This is a genomic window from Streptomyces sp. NPDC056222 (assembly GCF_042264065.1).
In the GTDB taxonomy this organism is placed as follows: domain Bacteria; phylum Actinomycetota; class Actinomycetes; order Streptomycetales; family Streptomycetaceae; genus Streptomyces.
Window position 1 is genome coordinate 1 of the sequence record NZ_JBHJTL010000135.1, and the last position, 15,735, is coordinate 15,735.

At 71.9% G+C, this 15,735-nt stretch carries 13 protein-coding genes; 6 read left to right on the forward strand and 7 right to left on the reverse strand.

Annotated features, from left to right (window positions below; genetic code table 11):
• Positions 1-111: 111 nt before the first annotated feature.
• On the reverse strand, positions 112-759 hold the full coding sequence (locus ACFC0D_RS35840) for a TetR family transcriptional regulator (protein ID WP_329119397.1): 648 nt from the start codon (positions 757-759) through the stop codon (positions 112-114).
• A 249-nt stretch (positions 760-1,008) separates the two neighbouring features.
• Between ACFC0D_RS35840 and ACFC0D_RS35845 the strand changes: the two genes are divergently transcribed.
• Together ACFC0D_RS35845 and ACFC0D_RS35850 are read left to right on the forward strand one after the other, a co-directional pair.
• Positions 1,009-1,923: a VOC family protein gene (locus tag ACFC0D_RS35845; RefSeq protein ID WP_376445526.1), complete on the forward strand. Its 915-nt coding sequence runs from the start codon at positions 1,009-1,011 to the stop codon at positions 1,921-1,923.
• 103 nt (positions 1,924-2,026) lie between these two features.
• Positions 2,027-4,408: a PQQ-binding-like beta-propeller repeat protein gene (locus ACFC0D_RS35850; RefSeq protein WP_376445529.1), complete on the forward strand. Its 2,382-nt coding sequence runs from the start codon at positions 2,027-2,029 to the stop codon at positions 4,406-4,408.
• Between the two features lie 120 nt (positions 4,409-4,528).
• Here ACFC0D_RS35850 and ACFC0D_RS35855 read toward each other — a convergent pair whose 3' ends face one another.
• Positions 4,529-5,128: a hypothetical protein gene (locus ACFC0D_RS35855; protein ID WP_376445531.1), complete on the reverse strand. Its 600-nt coding sequence runs from the start codon at positions 5,126-5,128 to the stop codon at positions 4,529-4,531.
• A 106-nt stretch (positions 5,129-5,234) separates the two neighbouring features.
• Between ACFC0D_RS35855 and ACFC0D_RS35860 the strand changes: the two genes are divergently transcribed.
• Complete coding sequence (locus ACFC0D_RS35860; RefSeq protein ID WP_376445534.1) at positions 5,235-5,810, forward strand: hypothetical protein; 576 nt, start codon at positions 5,235-5,237, stop codon at positions 5,808-5,810.
• 40 nt (positions 5,811-5,850) lie between these two features.
• Here the strand turns inward: ACFC0D_RS35860 and ACFC0D_RS35865 are convergent, their stop codons facing one another.
• From ACFC0D_RS35865 to ACFC0D_RS35875, 3 genes are read right to left on the reverse strand one after another with little or no spacing between them, the layout of a single operon-like run.
• Positions 5,851-6,621, reverse strand: a complete 771-nt coding sequence (locus tag ACFC0D_RS35865) for an enoyl-CoA hydratase/isomerase family protein (protein ID WP_376445537.1) — start codon at positions 6,619-6,621, stop codon at positions 5,851-5,853.
• Positions 6,618-7,043, reverse strand: coding sequence for a Zn-ribbon domain-containing OB-fold protein (locus ACFC0D_RS35870; protein ID WP_376445540.1), 426 nt, complete (start codon positions 7,041-7,043; stop codon positions 6,618-6,620). The genes ACFC0D_RS35865 and ACFC0D_RS35870 overlap by 4 nt, the downstream gene beginning before the upstream one ends.
• A 6-nt stretch (positions 7,044-7,049) precedes the next feature.
• The gene (locus ACFC0D_RS35875; protein WP_376445543.1) at positions 7,050-8,192 is read right to left on the reverse strand and encodes a lipid-transfer protein; all 1,143 of its coding nucleotides are present in this window, start codon (positions 8,190-8,192) and stop codon (positions 7,050-7,052) included.
• Positions 8,193-8,284: 92 nt separating this feature from the next.
• Here ACFC0D_RS35875 and ACFC0D_RS35880 point away from each other — a divergent pair, with 92 nt between their 5' ends.
• Both ACFC0D_RS35880 and ACFC0D_RS35885 read left to right on the forward strand, forming a co-directional pair.
• The gene (locus ACFC0D_RS35880) at positions 8,285-9,835 is read left to right on the forward strand and encodes a FadD3 family acyl-CoA ligase (RefSeq protein WP_376445547.1); all 1,551 of its coding nucleotides are present in this window, start codon (positions 8,285-8,287) and stop codon (positions 9,833-9,835) included.
• Between the two features lie 89 nt (positions 9,836-9,924).
• On the forward strand, positions 9,925-10,575 hold the full coding sequence (locus tag ACFC0D_RS35885) for a hypothetical protein (protein WP_376445550.1): 651 nt from the start codon (positions 9,925-9,927) through the stop codon (positions 10,573-10,575).
• Between the two features lie 345 nt (positions 10,576-10,920).
• On the opposite strand, the gene ACFC0D_RS35890 is transcribed toward ACFC0D_RS35885, so the two are convergent.
• Both ACFC0D_RS35890 and ACFC0D_RS35895 read right to left on the reverse strand, forming a co-directional pair.
• Positions 10,921-11,121 carry a hypothetical protein gene (locus tag ACFC0D_RS35890; RefSeq protein WP_376445552.1) on the reverse strand — a complete coding sequence of 67 codons (201 nt, stop codon included), beginning with the start codon at positions 11,119-11,121 and terminating at the stop codon, positions 10,921-10,923.
• Between the two features lie 202 nt (positions 11,122-11,323).
• Entirely contained in the window at positions 11,324-14,284 is a 2,961-nt protein-coding gene (locus ACFC0D_RS35895) for a BTAD domain-containing putative transcriptional regulator (protein ID WP_376445555.1), read from the reverse strand.
• Between the two features lie 198 nt (positions 14,285-14,482).
• Here ACFC0D_RS35895 and ACFC0D_RS35900 point away from each other — a divergent pair, with 198 nt between their 5' ends.
• Positions 14,483-15,700 carry an amidohydrolase family protein gene (locus ACFC0D_RS35900; RefSeq protein ID WP_376445558.1) on the forward strand — a complete coding sequence of 406 codons (1,218 nt, stop codon included), beginning with the start codon at positions 14,483-14,485 and terminating at the stop codon, positions 15,698-15,700.
• The last annotated feature ends 35 nt before the right edge of the window (positions 15,701-15,735 follow it).

Below are 15,735 nucleotides of genomic sequence, written 5' to 3' on the forward strand. Positions count from 1 at the left end.
GGGGGGGCCCCTCCGGGCCCCCCCCCGCCCGGGGGGGGGGGGGGCCCGGCCCGCGCCGCGACAGGACGAATGGGGGGAGGGAGGTGCGGCGGGGGCTTCGGCAGGGCGCTCCTACTTCGTCGGCTTCTTGCCCGTGATCCCCAGATGCACCAACAGCGCCAGATTGGGCTTCAGTTCGGCCTGCTTCACACCCCAGGTCTGGAAGCCCTTCTGATGGCCGGCCACCGAGGCCAGCATCGCCACCAGGGAGCCCGCCATCGCCGCGGGGCTGACATCCTTGTCGACCTTGCCCTTGGCCTGGAGCTCCTTCACCGTGTCCGTGAGGGAGTTGGTGACGGAGTTCAGGATCTTCATGCGGATCTTGTAGAACCGCTTGTCGCCCTCCGCGGCCCCGAGGTCCACGACCCGCAGGATCGCGTCGTGCCGGCGCCAGAAGTCCAGGAAGCCCTCGACCAGTTCCTCGGAGGTCTGCCAGCCGGCCTTGCCGACCCAGGAGCGGCCGGAGACCAGTTCGGTCAACCCCGCGCCCTCCTTGGCCATTTCCTCCGCGATCTCGAGAACGGCGCCCTCGACGTCGGGGAAGTACTGATAGAACGTCGCGGGTGAAGTGCCCGCCTTCCGGGCCACGTCGATGACCTTGACGTCCCGGTACGGCGAGGAGCTGAGCATCTCGCTGAGGCAGTCGAGCAGCTTCTGCCGCGTCGCCTGACCGCGTCGTCCAGCCACGCGGCCGTCGACGGTGCGTACTTGTCCTGTCATGCCGTCAGCTTACCGAGGGGTGATCGGCGCGCGATTCGACCGACTGCAAATGGGGTGCACCCCCTCCCGGGCGGTCGAAGGGCGTCCCCGGGGGTCGGGGAGCGGGCTCGTACTCGAAAAGGCTTATTAACAGCCTGTGGAAAACTTCGGTGGACAACTCACGGAATCCGGTGTCCGCCGGGTCCCTATATGGCGGTATGTTCGATTACGGGGCGTGCGGGGCGGGTCACCCGGACCTAGCGTGGAGCCATGGCCGTATTCACAGAGGGCACCCCCTGCTGGGTGGAGGCGCAGCTCCCCGACCTCGAGGCGGGCAAGCGGTTCTACGGCGAGCTCTTCGGCTGGACCTTCGACCCCGACCGCGACGAGGCCCGCAAGGACGGCAGGCGCGTGGCCGGCCTCATCCCGAAGCGGGACGGCCGGATGCCCACCACCTGGACCATCTACCTCGCCACCCGGGACGCCGGCACCCTCGCCGCCCGGATCAAGGCCGCCGGCGGCCAGATGATCATGGATCCGTACCCCGTCGGCCCCTTCGGGATCCTGGCGCTGGCCGCCGACCCCGGCGGCGCCGTCTTCGGACTGCGCCAGGCCGGTGACGACGACGGCTTCGAGCGGACGATGCTCCCCGGCTCCTTCTGCTGGATGGAGGTCTATACGAGGGAACGGGACGCGGTCGACACCTTCTACGCCTCCGTCTTCGGCTATCTGGGCACCCAAGTGGAACCGGACGAGGAGGGCAGGGAGGGCGACTTCGATTACCGCGTCTGGTCCCCGCCTGGCTCCCGCCCGGGCGACGACACGTCCTTCGGTGGCCGCGCCGTCCTCACCGAGGCCTTCCCGGCCGAGCTGCCGGGGCACATCCTCGTCTACTTCGCCGTCGACGACTGCGACGAGACCTGCGCGACCGCCACCGCCCTCGGCGGCCGCGTCACGAACCCTCCCTTCGACACCCCGCACGGCCGCATCGCCGTCCTCCGCGACAACCAGGGCGCCCGCTTCGCAGTCCTCGCGGAACCCACCGAAGAGACCGCCCCCCGACCCACCGACGAGCCCGCCGACGAGCCCGTACGAGACGCTTCCGGCGCCCCCTCGGACGAGACGCCGGACGAATCCACCGAATCGCCCGAAAAGCCCTCCGCGCCGCCCGGCGAAATGAGATAGGACACCCCGATCCGCCCCCGGGTTCGCAACCGTCGCCTCGGACAGGAAGAATCAGGGCCACGGGGCCGTATTCTCATGGCCCGTACGGGGAGGTGGCAGGCAAGTGGAGCAGCTGACGCAGCACGACCCGAGACGGATCGGGCCCTTCGAGGTGCTGGGCCGGCTCGGTGCAGGTGGCATGGGCCTGGTCTATCTCGCGCGCTCGGCGTCCGGGCGGCGCGTGGCGATCAAGACCGTGCGGACCGAGCTCGCCGAGGACCAGCTGTTCCGTGTCCGCTTCACCCGTGAGGTCGAGGCGGCGCGTGCCGTCTCCGGCTTCTACACGGCCGCCGTCGTCGACGCCGATCCCCGGGCCGCCGTGCCCTGGCTGGCCACCGCGTACGTGCCCGCGCCCTCCCTCGAAGAGATAGTGAACGAGTGCGGGCCGCTGCCGGCCCAGGCGGTGCGGTGGCTGGCCGCCGGTGTAGCCGAGGCCCTGCAGTCCATCCACGGCGCGGGCCTGGTCCACCGCGACCTCAAGCCGTCCAACGTCCTCGTCGTCGAGGACGGCCCCCGGGTGATCGACTTCGGTATCGCCTCCGGGGTCTCGAACACCCGCCTGACCATGACCAACGTCGCCGTCGGCACGCCCGCGTACATGTCGCCCGAGCAGGCCCGCGACTCGCGCAGCGTCACCGGTGCCAGCGACGTCTTCTCGCTCGGCTCGATGCTGGTCTTCGCCGCCACCGGTCATGCTCCCTTCCATGGCGCGAACCCCGTCGAGACGGTCTTCATGCTGCTCAGGGAGGGGCCGGACCTGGAGGGGCTGCCCGACGAGCTGCGCCCGCTCATCGAGTCCTGTATGCAGATGGACGTGTCGCGCCGGCCCACTCCGGCCGACCTCCAGGCACAGCTCGCACCCCATCTCTTCGGCTCCGGCAGCGACGACAGCGGTACGGCCTCGGCCTGGCTGCCGCAGCGCGCCACGGCCATGATCGAGACGCGCCGCGGGGGCCGTCCGAGTGCCCCGCCGCCCCCGGCCGCCCCGCCCGCGCCGCCGCGTCCGCCCCGGTCTACGCCGGAGTGGGGCGGCGACGCGCACCCCGGCCAGCCGGGCGGCGGTCGTCACGCCGCGCCGGCCGAGGCCGCCGGTCCCGTACGGCTCGCCGGTGCCGCCGTCCCGATCGGTCCCGGCCTGCGGGTCGCCGACACCCGCGCCGCCGTCGGTTCGGTCGTCGACGCCGGTCCGGCCACCGGCTGGATCCGCCCGCCCGGCGGCGGCCCGAACGGCGTAGAGCCCGGCCCGCCGCCCGGCTCCCGCCCGCTGCCCGCCCCCGCGCCGGAGGCCACGCAGGAGCCCGCGCACTGGCGGCCCTGGCGCTTCCGGATGTCGAACGACGTCTGGGGCACGCCGGTCGTCGCCGGCGACCTGCTCTACGTCACCTCCTTCGAGGTGCACGCCCTGGACGTGGCCAGTGGCCGCCGTCAGTTCAAGACCCGGGACGTGGCCTGGTCCATGGCCGTGGCCCAGGGCCGTGTCCACGCTTCCGACGGGCCGACGCTGTACGCGCTCGACGCCACCGACGGCAGCGAGCGCTGGCGGCTCCAGACGGACGCCTGGGTGTACTCCCTCAAGGTCGACCGGGGCACGGTCGTCACCGGCACCCGGGGCGGCGGGGTCCAGGGCTGGGAGGCGTCCAACGGCGCCAAGCTGTGGGAGGTCACCGGCGCGCAGACGGACTTCGAGACTCCGGAGGCCGGGCCCGCCATCCACGGCGACACGGTGTACGTGTGGCGCGAAGCCCGGCTCCAGGCCCTGGACGCCCGTACGGGTGCGGAGCGCTGGTCGTACCCGGTCGGCGACGCCGCCTCGTGCGGCAACGTCCCCGTACGGGTGACTCCGGCGGAGGACGGCTGTGTGTACGTCGCGGCCGGTACGCGCGTGCTGTCGATCGACATCGCCGGCGGGCGCGTCCGCTGGCACTTCGAGGCGCCCGCCGTCTTCCTCTCCCCGCCGACCTTCGCCCCGGGGCCCGCCGTCACGGGTGGCGGGGTCTATCTCGCCGACTACCTCGGCACGGTGTACGCGCTGGACGCGACCACCGGCCAGGACCGGTGGCGGATCGCCACGGAGTCCCGCCAGTCGATCGAGCCCGTTCTGGTCGTCGACGGCAACGTGCATGTGGGCAGCGGCAGCGCCCTGTACACGCTCGACGCGGTGACCGGCACCCCGAAGTGGCGGTTCGCGGCGGGCGGGGAGCTGATCGGCGCCCCGGTCGTCGCCGACGGCCGGGTGCACTTCGGCTCGGCGGACCACGTCCTCTACACGCTGGACGCGATGGGCGGCCAGCTGCGCTGGAAGCTCGCGACCGGCGGCGAGATCACGGGCTCGCCGGTGGCGCGGGGCGGGGTCGTGTACGCGTGCAGCAAGGACCGCTGTGTGTACGCGCTGGACGCGGTGAAGGGCACGGCGACGGGTCGGGGGGCTGCCGCGCCCAGGGCGTGAGCCGGGTCGGGCGCGCCGAGGCCCTCGGGCGCGCCCAGGCCGTCGGCTGCGTTCAGTCGGGCGCGTTCGGTAGGGCGCGCCGAGATACGGGAGTGGTGCGCAGAGGTCGTGCGCGCCGGGTCACGCGCGGTGGTTCGGATTCGGTGGTTCGCGCGTCGTGTCCTGGGGCCAGGACGGGACGTCCATGGTCCGTGTGGGGGTCTCGTACGGGGCGTCCGGCGTCGGGTACGTGGGCTGGGTCGGGTACAGGGGCTGCGTGGGCTCCGGGGGCCGGCCGGCCTCCGGTTCGAGGGGGACGTGGCGCGCGCGGGCGCGGCCCGACATGACCAGAGACGCCAGTAGGAGCAGTACTCCGCCGCCGAAGGCGAGGGCGACGCCGTCGCCGAGCCCCGTACCGTCGCCGGCGATGGTCAGGCTGCCCTCGGCCTGGCCGACGCGGACCATCCACAGGATGGTGAAGCCGAGCACGATCAGTCCGGCGAGGGCCACGAGCAGGCGGGAGCGGAACACCACGCCGGCGAGGGTGACCACGGCCGCGAAGGCGAAGGGCAGCAGGATCGAGCCGATCACCTCGGCCTTGGCGTCGGTGATGCCCCCGAACAGGTCCTCGATGGGGTAATCGCTGCCGTGACGGCCGTCGTACCAGGCACGGAAGGGGCTCCAGACGGCGGCCGTCGCTCCGGCGAGGGCCAGGACCGAGCCGATGACGTTGCGGAGCATCGATCGGCCTCCTTGCGGTCCGGCTCTCGCTGTCGACGCTACGCCGGGTGCGGGGGCCCCGCCACGCGGCGCTAGGGTGGCGCGGACACGACAGGAAGGGCCAGGGATGGCAACGGGGACGGCGCGCCGTCGGGGCCTCAGGCTCACGGCGACGCTCACGATGGTGGTGCTCGCGCTGACGGGTTTCCAGACGACGAGCTACGGCAAGAGCAAGAGCGGCAAGAGCAAGAGCAAGAGCAAGAGCTCCAGCGGTGGTGGCTGCTCCAGCTCCAAGAAGAAGAACGACGACTACGACAGCGACGACCTCTCCGGTAGCTCGGGCGGCAGCGACTACACGTCCTCGCCGACCGCGACCCCGACCGTGTCGTCCTCTCCCACGTCGACGGTGGACGTCGTGGTCGTCGACTGCGTCAAGCCCGCGCAGAAGAAGCGCAAGGGCAAGCCCGCCCGTAAGGCGGACACGACCGCCACGCTGCGGATCACCTCCCGCGAGACGTTCACGGAGACCTTCAAGGTCACCCTGGAGTTCCAGGGCTCCGTGGGCACGCGGGTCGACTCGGCCGAGCGGCTGATCACGGTCGAGCCGGGTGAGTCGAAGGACTTCGAGGTCGCGATGAAGACCCCGAAGTCCGTCGACAAGGTGAAGAGCTGCTCGGTGTGGGACGTGCGCAAGCAGCCGTGACGCCCGACGGGAGCGGTGGAGGGGGCGGAGGCCGGACGCCTCATCTGAGGCGGTGGCCGCCGTTCCTGCGGGTGAACAGCTCCGCCTGCCGTTCCGGCGCCAGGTTTCCGAGCGCGATCAGATGAGGGGCGTGGGCCAGGGCCTGCGCCCGGGCGGCCTCCTTGGCCGACCACAGGGCGCGGACCGTGCCCTGGACCGCCTCGGTCGGGTACGAGGCGATGACGGCGGCGGCCCTGCAAGCGGCGTCCAGGGCGCCGCCGGGCTCCGTCAGCTCGGAGACGAGCCCCGTCTCGTACGCCCGGCGGGCCGAGATCCGCTCGGCGCTCCCCATGAGCGCCATGCGGGCCACCTCTCCGAACGGCATCCTCTGCGCCATGTGGATGGTCTCGAAGGCGCTGACCATCCCGTAGGTGGTGTGCGGGTCGAAGAAGGTCGCTCCCTCGCCGGCGACGAGGAACTCCGCCTCCCCGAGCAGATAGAAGGCCCCGCCGCAGGCCATCCCCTCCACGGCCGCTACCACCGGTTTCCACAGGTCGTTGGCCTTGGGGCCGATCGCGATCAGCGGATCGTCGATCGTGTACGGGGACGAGGGCTGCGGGACCTCGGCCGAGCGGTCGATGCCGGTGCAGAAGGCCCGGGTGCCCGCGCCGGTGACCACGACGGCCCGCACCTCGTCCTCGTACCGGAACTCCCGCCAGGTGTCGGCCAGTCGCCGGGCCATGTCCAGCGTGATCGCGTTGTGCTTCTCGGCCCGGTCGAGGGTGACGACCGCGACGCCCGTCTCCTTGTCGCGTGCGACGGTGACGGTCATCCGCGCTCCAGGAGCCAGCGCGGCACGGTCACGCCGTCGATCTCGGTGAAGGCCACCCGTACGCCGGCCCCGATCCGCAGCCGCGCGGGGTCGACCGAGTCGAGCGCCGCGTCCGGGGTCGCGACGACGTTGCCGACGAGCCGGATGCGGGGCGCGTCGGCGAGCTCGACGAGGATGGCGTTGTACGGGGCCTGGGCGGCGTAGTCGGGCAGGAGCGGCGGATGGGGCAGCACGTACGACCAGATCCGGCCCCGCCCGGACATGAGGCGCCACTCGCTGCCGAAGGACTGGCAGTGCGGGCAGCAGGGCCGGGGCGGGAAGCGCAGCTCGCCGCAGTCGGTGCAGCCCTGGATCCTCAGCTCGCCCCGGGCGGCGTACTCCCAGAAGGGGGCGCCGTCCTCGTCGACGACAGGTGTCAGCATCGTGTCTCAACTCCTCAGAAGGATCGCCGACGTGGGAACGCCCTCACCGGCGGTGACCAGGCAGGTGGCGGCGTCCGGGACCTGGGCGGTGGAGGTGCCGCGGAGCTGCTTCACGCCCTCGTTGATGAGGTTGAAGCCGTGGACGTACGCCTCGGAGAGTCCGCCGCCGCCGGTGTTGATCGGCAGCCGTCCGCCGATCTCCAGCGCGCCGCCCTCGGTGAACGCGGCGCCCTCGCCGCGGTCGCAGAATCCGTACCCCTCCAGGGAGAGCGGGATGAGCGGGGTGAACGCGTCGTAGATCTGGGCCACGTCGACGTCCTGGGGGCCGAAGTCGGCCTGTTTCCAGAGGTGTCGGGCGGCGGTCCAGGCGGGGCCGGAGAGCGGGTCGTCGTTCCAGTAGTTGACCATGCCGTGGTGCTGGGAGGGCAGTCCCTGGGCGACGGAGTGGACGTACACGGGCTTCCGGCGGCAGTCGCGGGCCCGTTCGGCGCCGACGATGACGCAGGCCAGCGCCCCGTCGGTCTCCAGGCAGTTGTCGAAGAGGCAGAGGGGTTCGCTGATCCAGCGGGCGGTCATGTACATCTCGCGGGTCAGCGGCCGCTCGTACATGATCGCGGCGGGGTTCTGGTTGGCGCGGTTGCGGCAGGCGAGGGCGACGTTGAAGAGGTGGTCGCGGGTGGCGCCGTACTCGTGCATGTAGCGGCGGGCGAGCATCCCGATCTCGTCGGTGGGGCGGAGCAGCCCGAAGGGGCGGGTCCACTGGCCGGGGGTGGGCAGCTGGACGGCGGTGTTCTTCCACGGCCGGGGGCCGCTGCCGCGTTTGCGTGACCGCCAGGCGACCCCGACGCTCGCCTGTCCGGTGGCGACGGCGGCGGCGAGATGGCCGACGGTGGCGCACGAGCCCCCGCCGCCGTATCCGATCTTGGAGAAGAACGTGACGTCTCCGGCGCCGATGGCCTTGGCGACCTCGACCTCGTCGGTCTCCTCCATCGTGTACGAGGCGAAGGCGTCGACCTCGGAGGGCGCGATGCCGGCATCGTCGAGGGCGGCGAGGATCGCCCGGCAGGCGAGCGCCTTCTCGGACTCGGGGAGCCGTTTCGCGAACGGTGTCTGACCGATCCCGACGATGGCCGTGGCGTCCTTGAGCACTGCAACCTCCCCGATCGCGAGCTGCTGACAGCGCGTCAGGGTACAGCTAATCTGACGGATAGTCAGCTACGGGTGCGGCGGAAGGGACTGCAATGCGCGGTGACCTGGAATGGGGCTCGATAGCGGGGCTGGTGCGCTCGGCGGCCGAACGGTACGGGACGGCCGAGGCGGTGGTCGACGGGCGTACCCGCGTCTCGTACGAGGAGCTGGGCGAGCGGGTCGAACGGGCGGCGGCGGCCTGTCTCGCGGCGGGCGTGGAGCCCGGCGACCGGGTCGGGATCTGGGCGCCGAACACCCTGGACTGGATCGTCTCGGCCCTCGGTGCGGTGACGGCGGGAGCGGTGCTCGTCCCGCTGAACACCCGCTTCAAGGGCACGGAGGCGGCGTACGTGCTCGCGCGGTCCCGGGCGAAGCTGCTCTTCATCACCGGGACGTTCCTGGGAACCTCGTACGTCGCGTCCCTGCGCCGAGCCGGGGTCGAACTCCCGGACCTGGAACGGGTGGTGGTGCTCGCGGACGCCGCGCCCGAGGAGTACACGACCTGGAAGGACTTCCTGGCGGAGGGCGAGTCCGTCTCGACGGCGGAGGTGCGGGCCCGGGCCGACGCGATCGACTCCGCCGCCCCCTCGGACATCATCTACACCTCGGGGACGACGGGCGCTCCCAAGGGCGCGGTGATCACGCACGCCCAGACACTGCGCTGCTACGGCATCTGGTCGGAGCTCGCAGGCCTGCGGGAGGGCGACCGCTATCTGATCGTGAACCCGTTCTTCCACACCTTCGGCTACAAGGCCGGGATCATCGCCTGTCTGATGCGCGGGGCGGTGATGGTCCCGCAGCCCGTCTTCAACGTGGACACCGCGCTGGCGAACATCGCCGCCGAACGCATCTCGGTCCTGCCGGGGCCGCCGACCCTGCACCAGTCGCTCCTGGACCACCCCGCCCGATCCTCGTACGACCTCTCCGCCCTGCGGCTCGTGGTCACGGGCGCGGCCGTCGTGCCGCTACGGCTGGTCGAGCGGCTGCGCGGCGAGCTGGGGGTCGGCACGGTCCTCACGGCGTACGGCCTCTCCGAGGCGAGCGGCATCGTCACCATGTGCCGCAGGGGCGACCCGGCGGACGTCGTCGCGACCACCTCGGGCCGCCCGATCCCCGACACGGAGGTCCGTCTCTCGGCGGCGGGCGAGGTCCTCGTGCGCGGCCACAACGTCATGAGCGGCTACTTCGAGGACGAGACGGCCACCGCGGAGTCCGTCGACGCGGACGGCTGGCTCCACACCGGCGACGTCGGGGTCCTGGACGAGGCGGGCAACCTGCGGATCACGGACCGCATCAAGGACATGTTCATCGTCGGCGGCTTCAACGCCTATCCGGCGGAGGTCGAGCAACTCCTCGGCCTGCACCCGGACATCGCCGATGTCGCGGTCATCGGCGTCCCGGACCCGCGGCTGGGAGAGGTAGGGAAGGCGTTCGCGGTCCGGCGGGCCGGGGCGAGGGTCACGGCGGACGATCTGATCGCGTGGGCGCGGCGGGAGATGGCGAACTACAAGGTCCCGAGGGAGGTGGAGTTCGTGGGGGAGCTGCCGAGGAACGCGAGCGGGAAAGTGGTGAAGGGGGTGCTCAGGTCACAACATCGTCGCTGACTGGCGGAACGTCGGCTTCAGCGTGGGCACCACCGGCACAATCCGCAACGCACTGCGTCCCCTTGCCCTCGTCTCCCTTGGAGCAGCCGGTGTCGACACCCGAACTCCCCATAACCCTGACCCCGCAGCAGGCGGCGACGGGTGTGACCCTCACCCTCACGCTGCCGACGGGCCCCGCCCACATCCGTATCCCTCCGTGCCGGAACGGCGATGTGATCCCGACCCAGGTCGGCAACAGCACGGTGCTCCTGCGCATCCAGGTCGCCGGCCCGGCTCAGCCGCCACGCAAGTCGAGCCCGCTGGGCTGCCTGGTGACGCTCGGCGTGATCGGCGCGGTGATCGCGGTGCTCGTCCTCACCGACGACAACGACGACAAGGCTCCGACGGCCGGTTCACCGACGGTCCCGGTCACCACGTCCGCGTTCCCGACGACCGCCACCCCCACCACCGCCCCGACGACGGAGGCGGCGCCCGACCCGTACGCCAAGGGCACCTGCCTCAACGGACGGCTGCCGGACTCGACGACCGCGCAGAGCGTGAGCAACGTGGAGGAGGTCCCCTGCTCGGCCTCGGACGCGCACTACCGCGTGATCGAGACGATCCCCCTGACCTCGGACCTGAACCGCTGCAACGACAACCCGAAGACGCAGTACGCGTTCTCCCACCGCTACACGATCAACGGGGCGACGGTGAACGAATACGTGTACTGCCTGGTGGGCCTGGGGTCGTTCGCCCGCTGAGCCGGAGCACGACGATGCCGTGCCGGTGGTGAGCGGTGGGGCGGCGGGGCGGCCGTCGTCGCCCCGTGCCGGCGAGGGCGATCGCGGCCGTCATCCCGGGCGACGCCGAGGCCGGCGGCGACCGTGCAAGAGGGGCCGGGCATCCGCCCGGCCCCTCTTTTCGCTGTCCCGTCACTGCGCCCCAGGCCCTGCCCGACCGGTCCCCCCGGCCGTCGGACGTCCCCCGTGCCTGGTGCTTCGGCGACCCGGACAGTCACGGCCTCGGCGGCTCCCCCGATGGCGTCGCCGATGCCGTCCCCCGTTGCGAGCCGGTCCCTTGTTTCCCCCGTGGGCCGGCTCGGATCGTTACTTGAGCGGCTCACCCGTGGCGTGGGAGTCGAGCGGCTTGATCGGCTCGCCGGTGGCGTGCGAGTCCAGGGTGGTGATGTCCCCACCCGTGGCGTGGGAGTCGAGCGGCTTGATCGGCTCGCCAGTGGCGTGCGAGTCCAGGGTGGTGATGTCCTCGCCCGTCGCGTGCGAATCAGTGGGCTTGAGGTTGTCGGCCATGGAGTCAGCTCCTGAAGTCGTTGTGCTTGGTGGGACTGAAACGTCCGCCCGGCAAATACCCCCTGGACCGCCGGGCGGACGTCCAGGGCCGAACACCTTAACGGTGGGGCCTCGTAGCGATCCGTCTGCCCCCCGACGCGACGGATCGACATGCATGAGAGTGCCGTGCGGCGATAAACGATTGATGAACGCCCAGCCCGGGTCAGGCAACCGCCGCCGGATGGAGCAGTCCGTGCACCTCGGTGGCCTCGGGTGAGCCGAGCCGCTCGAAGACCGTGAGCGCCTCGCTCCAGCACACCCGCGCACGGTCCGTCTGACCCAGCGCACTGAGTCCGCGGCCGAGGACCGTGAGGACGTTGGCGCGACGCCATTCCCCGCCGATGCCGTGGAGCACGGAGAGGGCCTGTTCGGCGTTGGCGGCCGCCGCTGCGTACCTGCGATCGGCGAGGTGGACCTCGGCGAGCCGGAACAGCGTCATCCCGTGCCACAGTTGCTGCCGGCTCTCCTGGAAGACACCGAGCGCCTCGGTCAGCACGGCGCGGGCCTCGACGGTCTGACCCCCTGCCGTGAGGGCGAGCCCGAGGGCGTACTTGCCGTTGGCAAGGCGCAGCGCGAGCCCCGTGTCCGCCTCCGCGTAGATGGCGATGCCCTGCTTGGCGAGTTCGACGGCGCTGGCGACCCTGCCCGTGGCGAGGTGCACGCGCGACAGATTGCACAGCGCGCTCGCCTCCCCGGGCTTGTTCGCGTCGGCGCGGAAGGCGTCCCGCGCCTGCGACAGGTGGGTCTCGGCGTCCAAGTGACGGTTCTCGTACAGGGCGAGGATTCCGCGCTCGTTGGGAGCGTTGCCCCGCGTCCAGGGATCGCCCGAGGAACGGCCGAGGTCCATGGCGAGACGGGCCTGCTCGTCGGCCTCGTCGAACCTGCCTGCCGTGCTGTACACCTGGCCGAGCGTGGTGCGCGCCCGGCCCTCCGAGCGGGCGTCGCAGGCCGCCCGCGCCGCGTCCCGCGCGGCCACCGCCGCCATCTCGTACCGGAGGGCGTTGATACCCGACTCGGCCAGGTCCTTCGTCGCCATCAGGAGATCGACGGCCCGGCGCAGCGACTCGGGAGCGAGGGACTGCTGAGCGCAGGCCAGCACGCAGTCCGCCTCGGCGTGCAGCCAGTCGAGGGCCTGGGCGTGGTCCGAGAACTCCAGTCCGGCGTGGTGGGTGGCCTCCAGATGCGCGACCGTCCGGTCCCCCGGCCGTTCGATCGCGTAGACGCGGGCCGCCGTCGACAGGTAGAAGTCCAGCAGCCGGGAGAGCGCCAGCTCCCTCTCCACCGGCGGTTGTTCGTCGCGTTCCGCGCACGCACGCGCGTAGAGGCGGACCAGGTCGTGGTAGCGGTAGCGGCCCGGGGCCGCGGATTCGAGGAGGGAGGTGTCGACCAGGGCCTCCAGGAGGTCCTCCGTGGCGTGGAGTTCCAGGTCGAGGACGGCCGCGGCGGCCGCGAGGGAGATGTCCGGGCCGTCCGCCAGGCCCAGCAGGCGGAAGGCGCGTGCCTGGGCCGGTTCCAGCTGGCCGTAGCCGAGTTCGAAGGTGGCCTTGACCGCGAGGTCGCCCGCCTGGAGCTCGTCCAGGCGGCGGCGCTCATCGGCGAGTTTGGCCGCCAGGACCGCCACCGTCCAGGTGCGGCGCGCGGCCAGCCGCGAGGCGGCGATACGGATCGCCAGAGGGAGGAAGCCGCACGCGGCGACCACGTCGAGGGCCGCTTCCCGCTCCGCCGAGACCCGCTCCGCGCCCACGATCCGCGTGAAGAGCTGGAGCGCCTCCTCCGGCGACATCACGTCCAGGTCCACCAGATGTGCCCCGGCCAGGTCCACCATCCGGATCCGGCTGGTCACCAGCGCCGCGCAGCCCGCCGTGCCCGGCAGAAGGGGGCGGATCTGGGCCGCGTCCCGCGCGTTGTCGAGCAGTACGAGCACCCGGCGGCCGTCCAGCGTCGAGCGGTACAGCGCCGCCCGCTCGTCCAGCGAGTCCGGGATCGCGGAGTCGGGGGTGCCGAGGGCGCGGAGGAAGGCTCCGAGGACGGTTTCGGGAGCCGCCGCCCTCGCGCCGGCGCCCTGGAGGTCCACGTACAGCTGGCCGTCGGGGAAGTGCGGCCGCGCCTCGTGGGCCACGTGCACGGCGAGCGTCGTCTTGCCGACGCCGCCGATGCCCGCGAGCGCCGATACGGCCATCACGGAGCCCTCGGCCGTGGACAGCCGCTTGCCCAGGTCCCGTACGAAGGAGTTGCGGCCGGTGAAGTCCGGGACCGTGGCGGGGAGCTGCGCGGGCCGGGCCACGACCGGAGCCGGGGCCGATTCCTCGACGGGACGGGCCAGTTCGGCGTCCGCCTGGAGGATCCGCTGCTGGAGCCGGGAGAGCTCCGGGCACGGGTCGACGCCCAGTTCGTCGGCGAGGAGCCGGCGGGTGTCCGCGTACACGGCGAGCGCCTCGGCCTGCCGGCCGCTGCGGTAGAGGGCCAGCATGAGCAGTTCGCGCAGGCGCTCGCGCAGCGGGTGCGCCGCCGTCAGCGCGGTCAGCTCGGAGACGGCCTCCGCGTGCGCGCCGGCCTCCAGGTCCATGTCGAGCCGGGTCTCGAGGAGTTGCAGCCGCCACTCCTCGAGCCGTACCCGCTGCGTCTCGGCGTACGGCCCGGGTACGGAGGCCAGGGCCTCGCCGTCCCACAGCCCCAGCGCCTTGCCCAGCCGGCTCCGCGACGCGCTCCGGTCCCCGGCCGCCCGCAGCTTCTCGGCCTCGGCCGCGAGCTCCTGGGCCACGTTCAGGTCGACCGCACCGGCCGGCACGCGGATCGCGTAGCCGCCGGCGTCGCTGACCAGGACCCCGGGGTCGAGGATCTTGCGCAGCCGTGAGGCGTACGTCCGGACCGCCGCCAGCGCCTGCGAGGGCGACTCGTCGCCCCAGATGGCGTCGATCAGCTCCGCGGCCGTGGCCGTGCGGCCCTCGCGCATCAGGAGCGCGGCGAGCAGGGCCCGCTGCTGCGGGGAGCCGGACGGCAGGGCTTCGCCGTCCCGCCAGGCGCGTACCGGTCCGAGCACGCCGAAGCGCAGGTCTCCGCCGCTGTGGAGACCCGCCTCCGGAGCCCTCTGCTCCGGTACTCGCGGCCCGTTCTCACGGTCCATAGCTCCCCCTGCCCGCACCGCTGGTTTCGCCCAAGACAGTCTGCCTTGTCCGGAGGGGGCACGTCAGCATCGGGTGACTGTCTGCACAAGTCCTGCCACAGGATCCGACCGGATCTCCGGCCGGATCCGGCAGGATCCGGTCGCTCCGGGCCTCCCGACTAGCTGACGGGTCGTCAGATCGGCGCTACCGTGAAACGCATGGAGACCTTCCCGAAGATCATCTCGGTGGACGACCACACCGTGGAGCCGCCTCACGTCTGGCGGGACCGGCTCCCGTCCAGGTACCGCGACATCGGACCCCGGATCGTCCGGGCGCCTCTCAAGGAAATGACCTTCCTCGGCGGCAAGTTCGCGCCCGTCATGGGCGCCAAGGGCGACGACGGGCCCATCGGCGACTGGTGGGTGTACGAGGACCTGCACCGGCCGCTCACCCGTCTCGACACCGCCGTCGGCTACGACAGGGACGAGATCAGGCTCGAGGTCATCACCTATGAGCAGATGCGCCCCGGCTCCTACAGCGTGCCCGACCGGCTGGCCGACATGGACGTCAACCACGTCCAGTCCGCGCTCTGCTTCCCCACCTTCCCGCGCTTCTGCGGGCAGACCTTCACCGAGGCGGGCGACCGCGAGCTCGGCCTCCTCGGCATCCGCGCGTACAACGACTGGATGGTGGAGGAGTGGTGCGGTCCGGAGGCCGGCGGCCGGCTGATCCCGCTCACCCTCATACCCCTCTGGGACGCCGAGCTCGCCGCGGAGGAGGTGCGGCGCAACGCCGCCCGCGGAGTGCGCGCCGTCGCCTTCTCCGAGATCCCGCCCCACCTCGGACTCCCGTCGATCCACACCGACTACTGGGACCCGTTCCTGCGGGCCTGCGACGAGACCGGAACCGTCGTCGCCATGCACATCGGCTCCTCCAGCCGGATGCCGTCCACCTCCGCCGACGCCCCGCCCGCCGTCGGCTCCACCATCACCTTCGCCAACTGCTGCTTCTCGATGGTGGACTGGCTGATGAGCGGGAAGTTCGAACGCTTCCCCAACGTGAAGATCATGTACGCGGAGGGCCAGATCGGCTGGATCCCGTACATCCTGGAACGCGCCGACGTGGTCTGGGAGGAGAACCGCGGCTGGGGCGGAGTCGCCGAGAAGGTGCTGCGGCCGCCGTCGGAGCTCTTCGCGGAGCATGTCTACGGCTGCTTCTTCGACGACGCCTTCGGGCTCAAGAACCTCGACGCGATCGGCGTCGGCAACGTCCTGTACGAGACCGACTACCCGCACTCCGACTCCACCTGGCCCAAGTCCCGGGAGGTCGGCGAGGTGCAGATGGGCCACCTGGCGCCGGACGTGGTGGAGCGGATCGTGCGCGGCAACGCGATCGAACTGCTCGGTCTCACAGCCGACGGGCTCTGGGTGCCGTGACGTGGGGCGAGCGGCCGCACCCCCGCCGTGGCTGT

Coding starts and splice junctions, on each gene's coding strand:
- ACFC0D_RS35840 (WP_329119397.1), bottom strand. CDS start 759: ATGACAGGACAAGTACGCACCGTCGACGGCCGCGTGGCTGGACGACGC.
- ACFC0D_RS35900 (WP_376445558.1), top strand. CDS start 14,483: ATGGAGACCTTCCCGAAGATCATCTCGGTGGACGACCACACCGTGGAG.
- ACFC0D_RS35870 (WP_376445540.1), bottom strand. CDS start 7,043: ATGCTGACACCTGTCGTCGACGAGGACGGCGCCCCCTTCTGGGAGTAC.
- ACFC0D_RS35895 (WP_376445555.1), bottom strand. CDS start 14,284: ATGGACCGTGAGAACGGGCCGCGAGTACCGGAGCAGAGGGCTCCGGAG.
- ACFC0D_RS35880 (WP_376445547.1), top strand. CDS start 8,285: ATGCGCGGTGACCTGGAATGGGGCTCGATAGCGGGGCTGGTGCGCTCG.
- ACFC0D_RS35845 (WP_376445526.1), top strand. CDS start 1,009: ATGGCCGTATTCACAGAGGGCACCCCCTGCTGGGTGGAGGCGCAGCTC.
- ACFC0D_RS35855 (WP_376445531.1), bottom strand. CDS start 5,128: ATGCTCCGCAACGTCATCGGCTCGGTCCTGGCCCTCGCCGGAGCGACG.
- ACFC0D_RS35865 (WP_376445537.1), bottom strand. CDS start 6,621: ATGACCGTCACCGTCGCACGCGACAAGGAGACGGGCGTCGCGGTCGTC.
- ACFC0D_RS35860 (WP_376445534.1), top strand. CDS start 5,235: ATGGCAACGGGGACGGCGCGCCGTCGGGGCCTCAGGCTCACGGCGACG.
- ACFC0D_RS35890 (WP_376445552.1), bottom strand. CDS start 11,121: ATGGCCGACAACCTCAAGCCCACTGATTCGCACGCGACGGGCGAGGAC.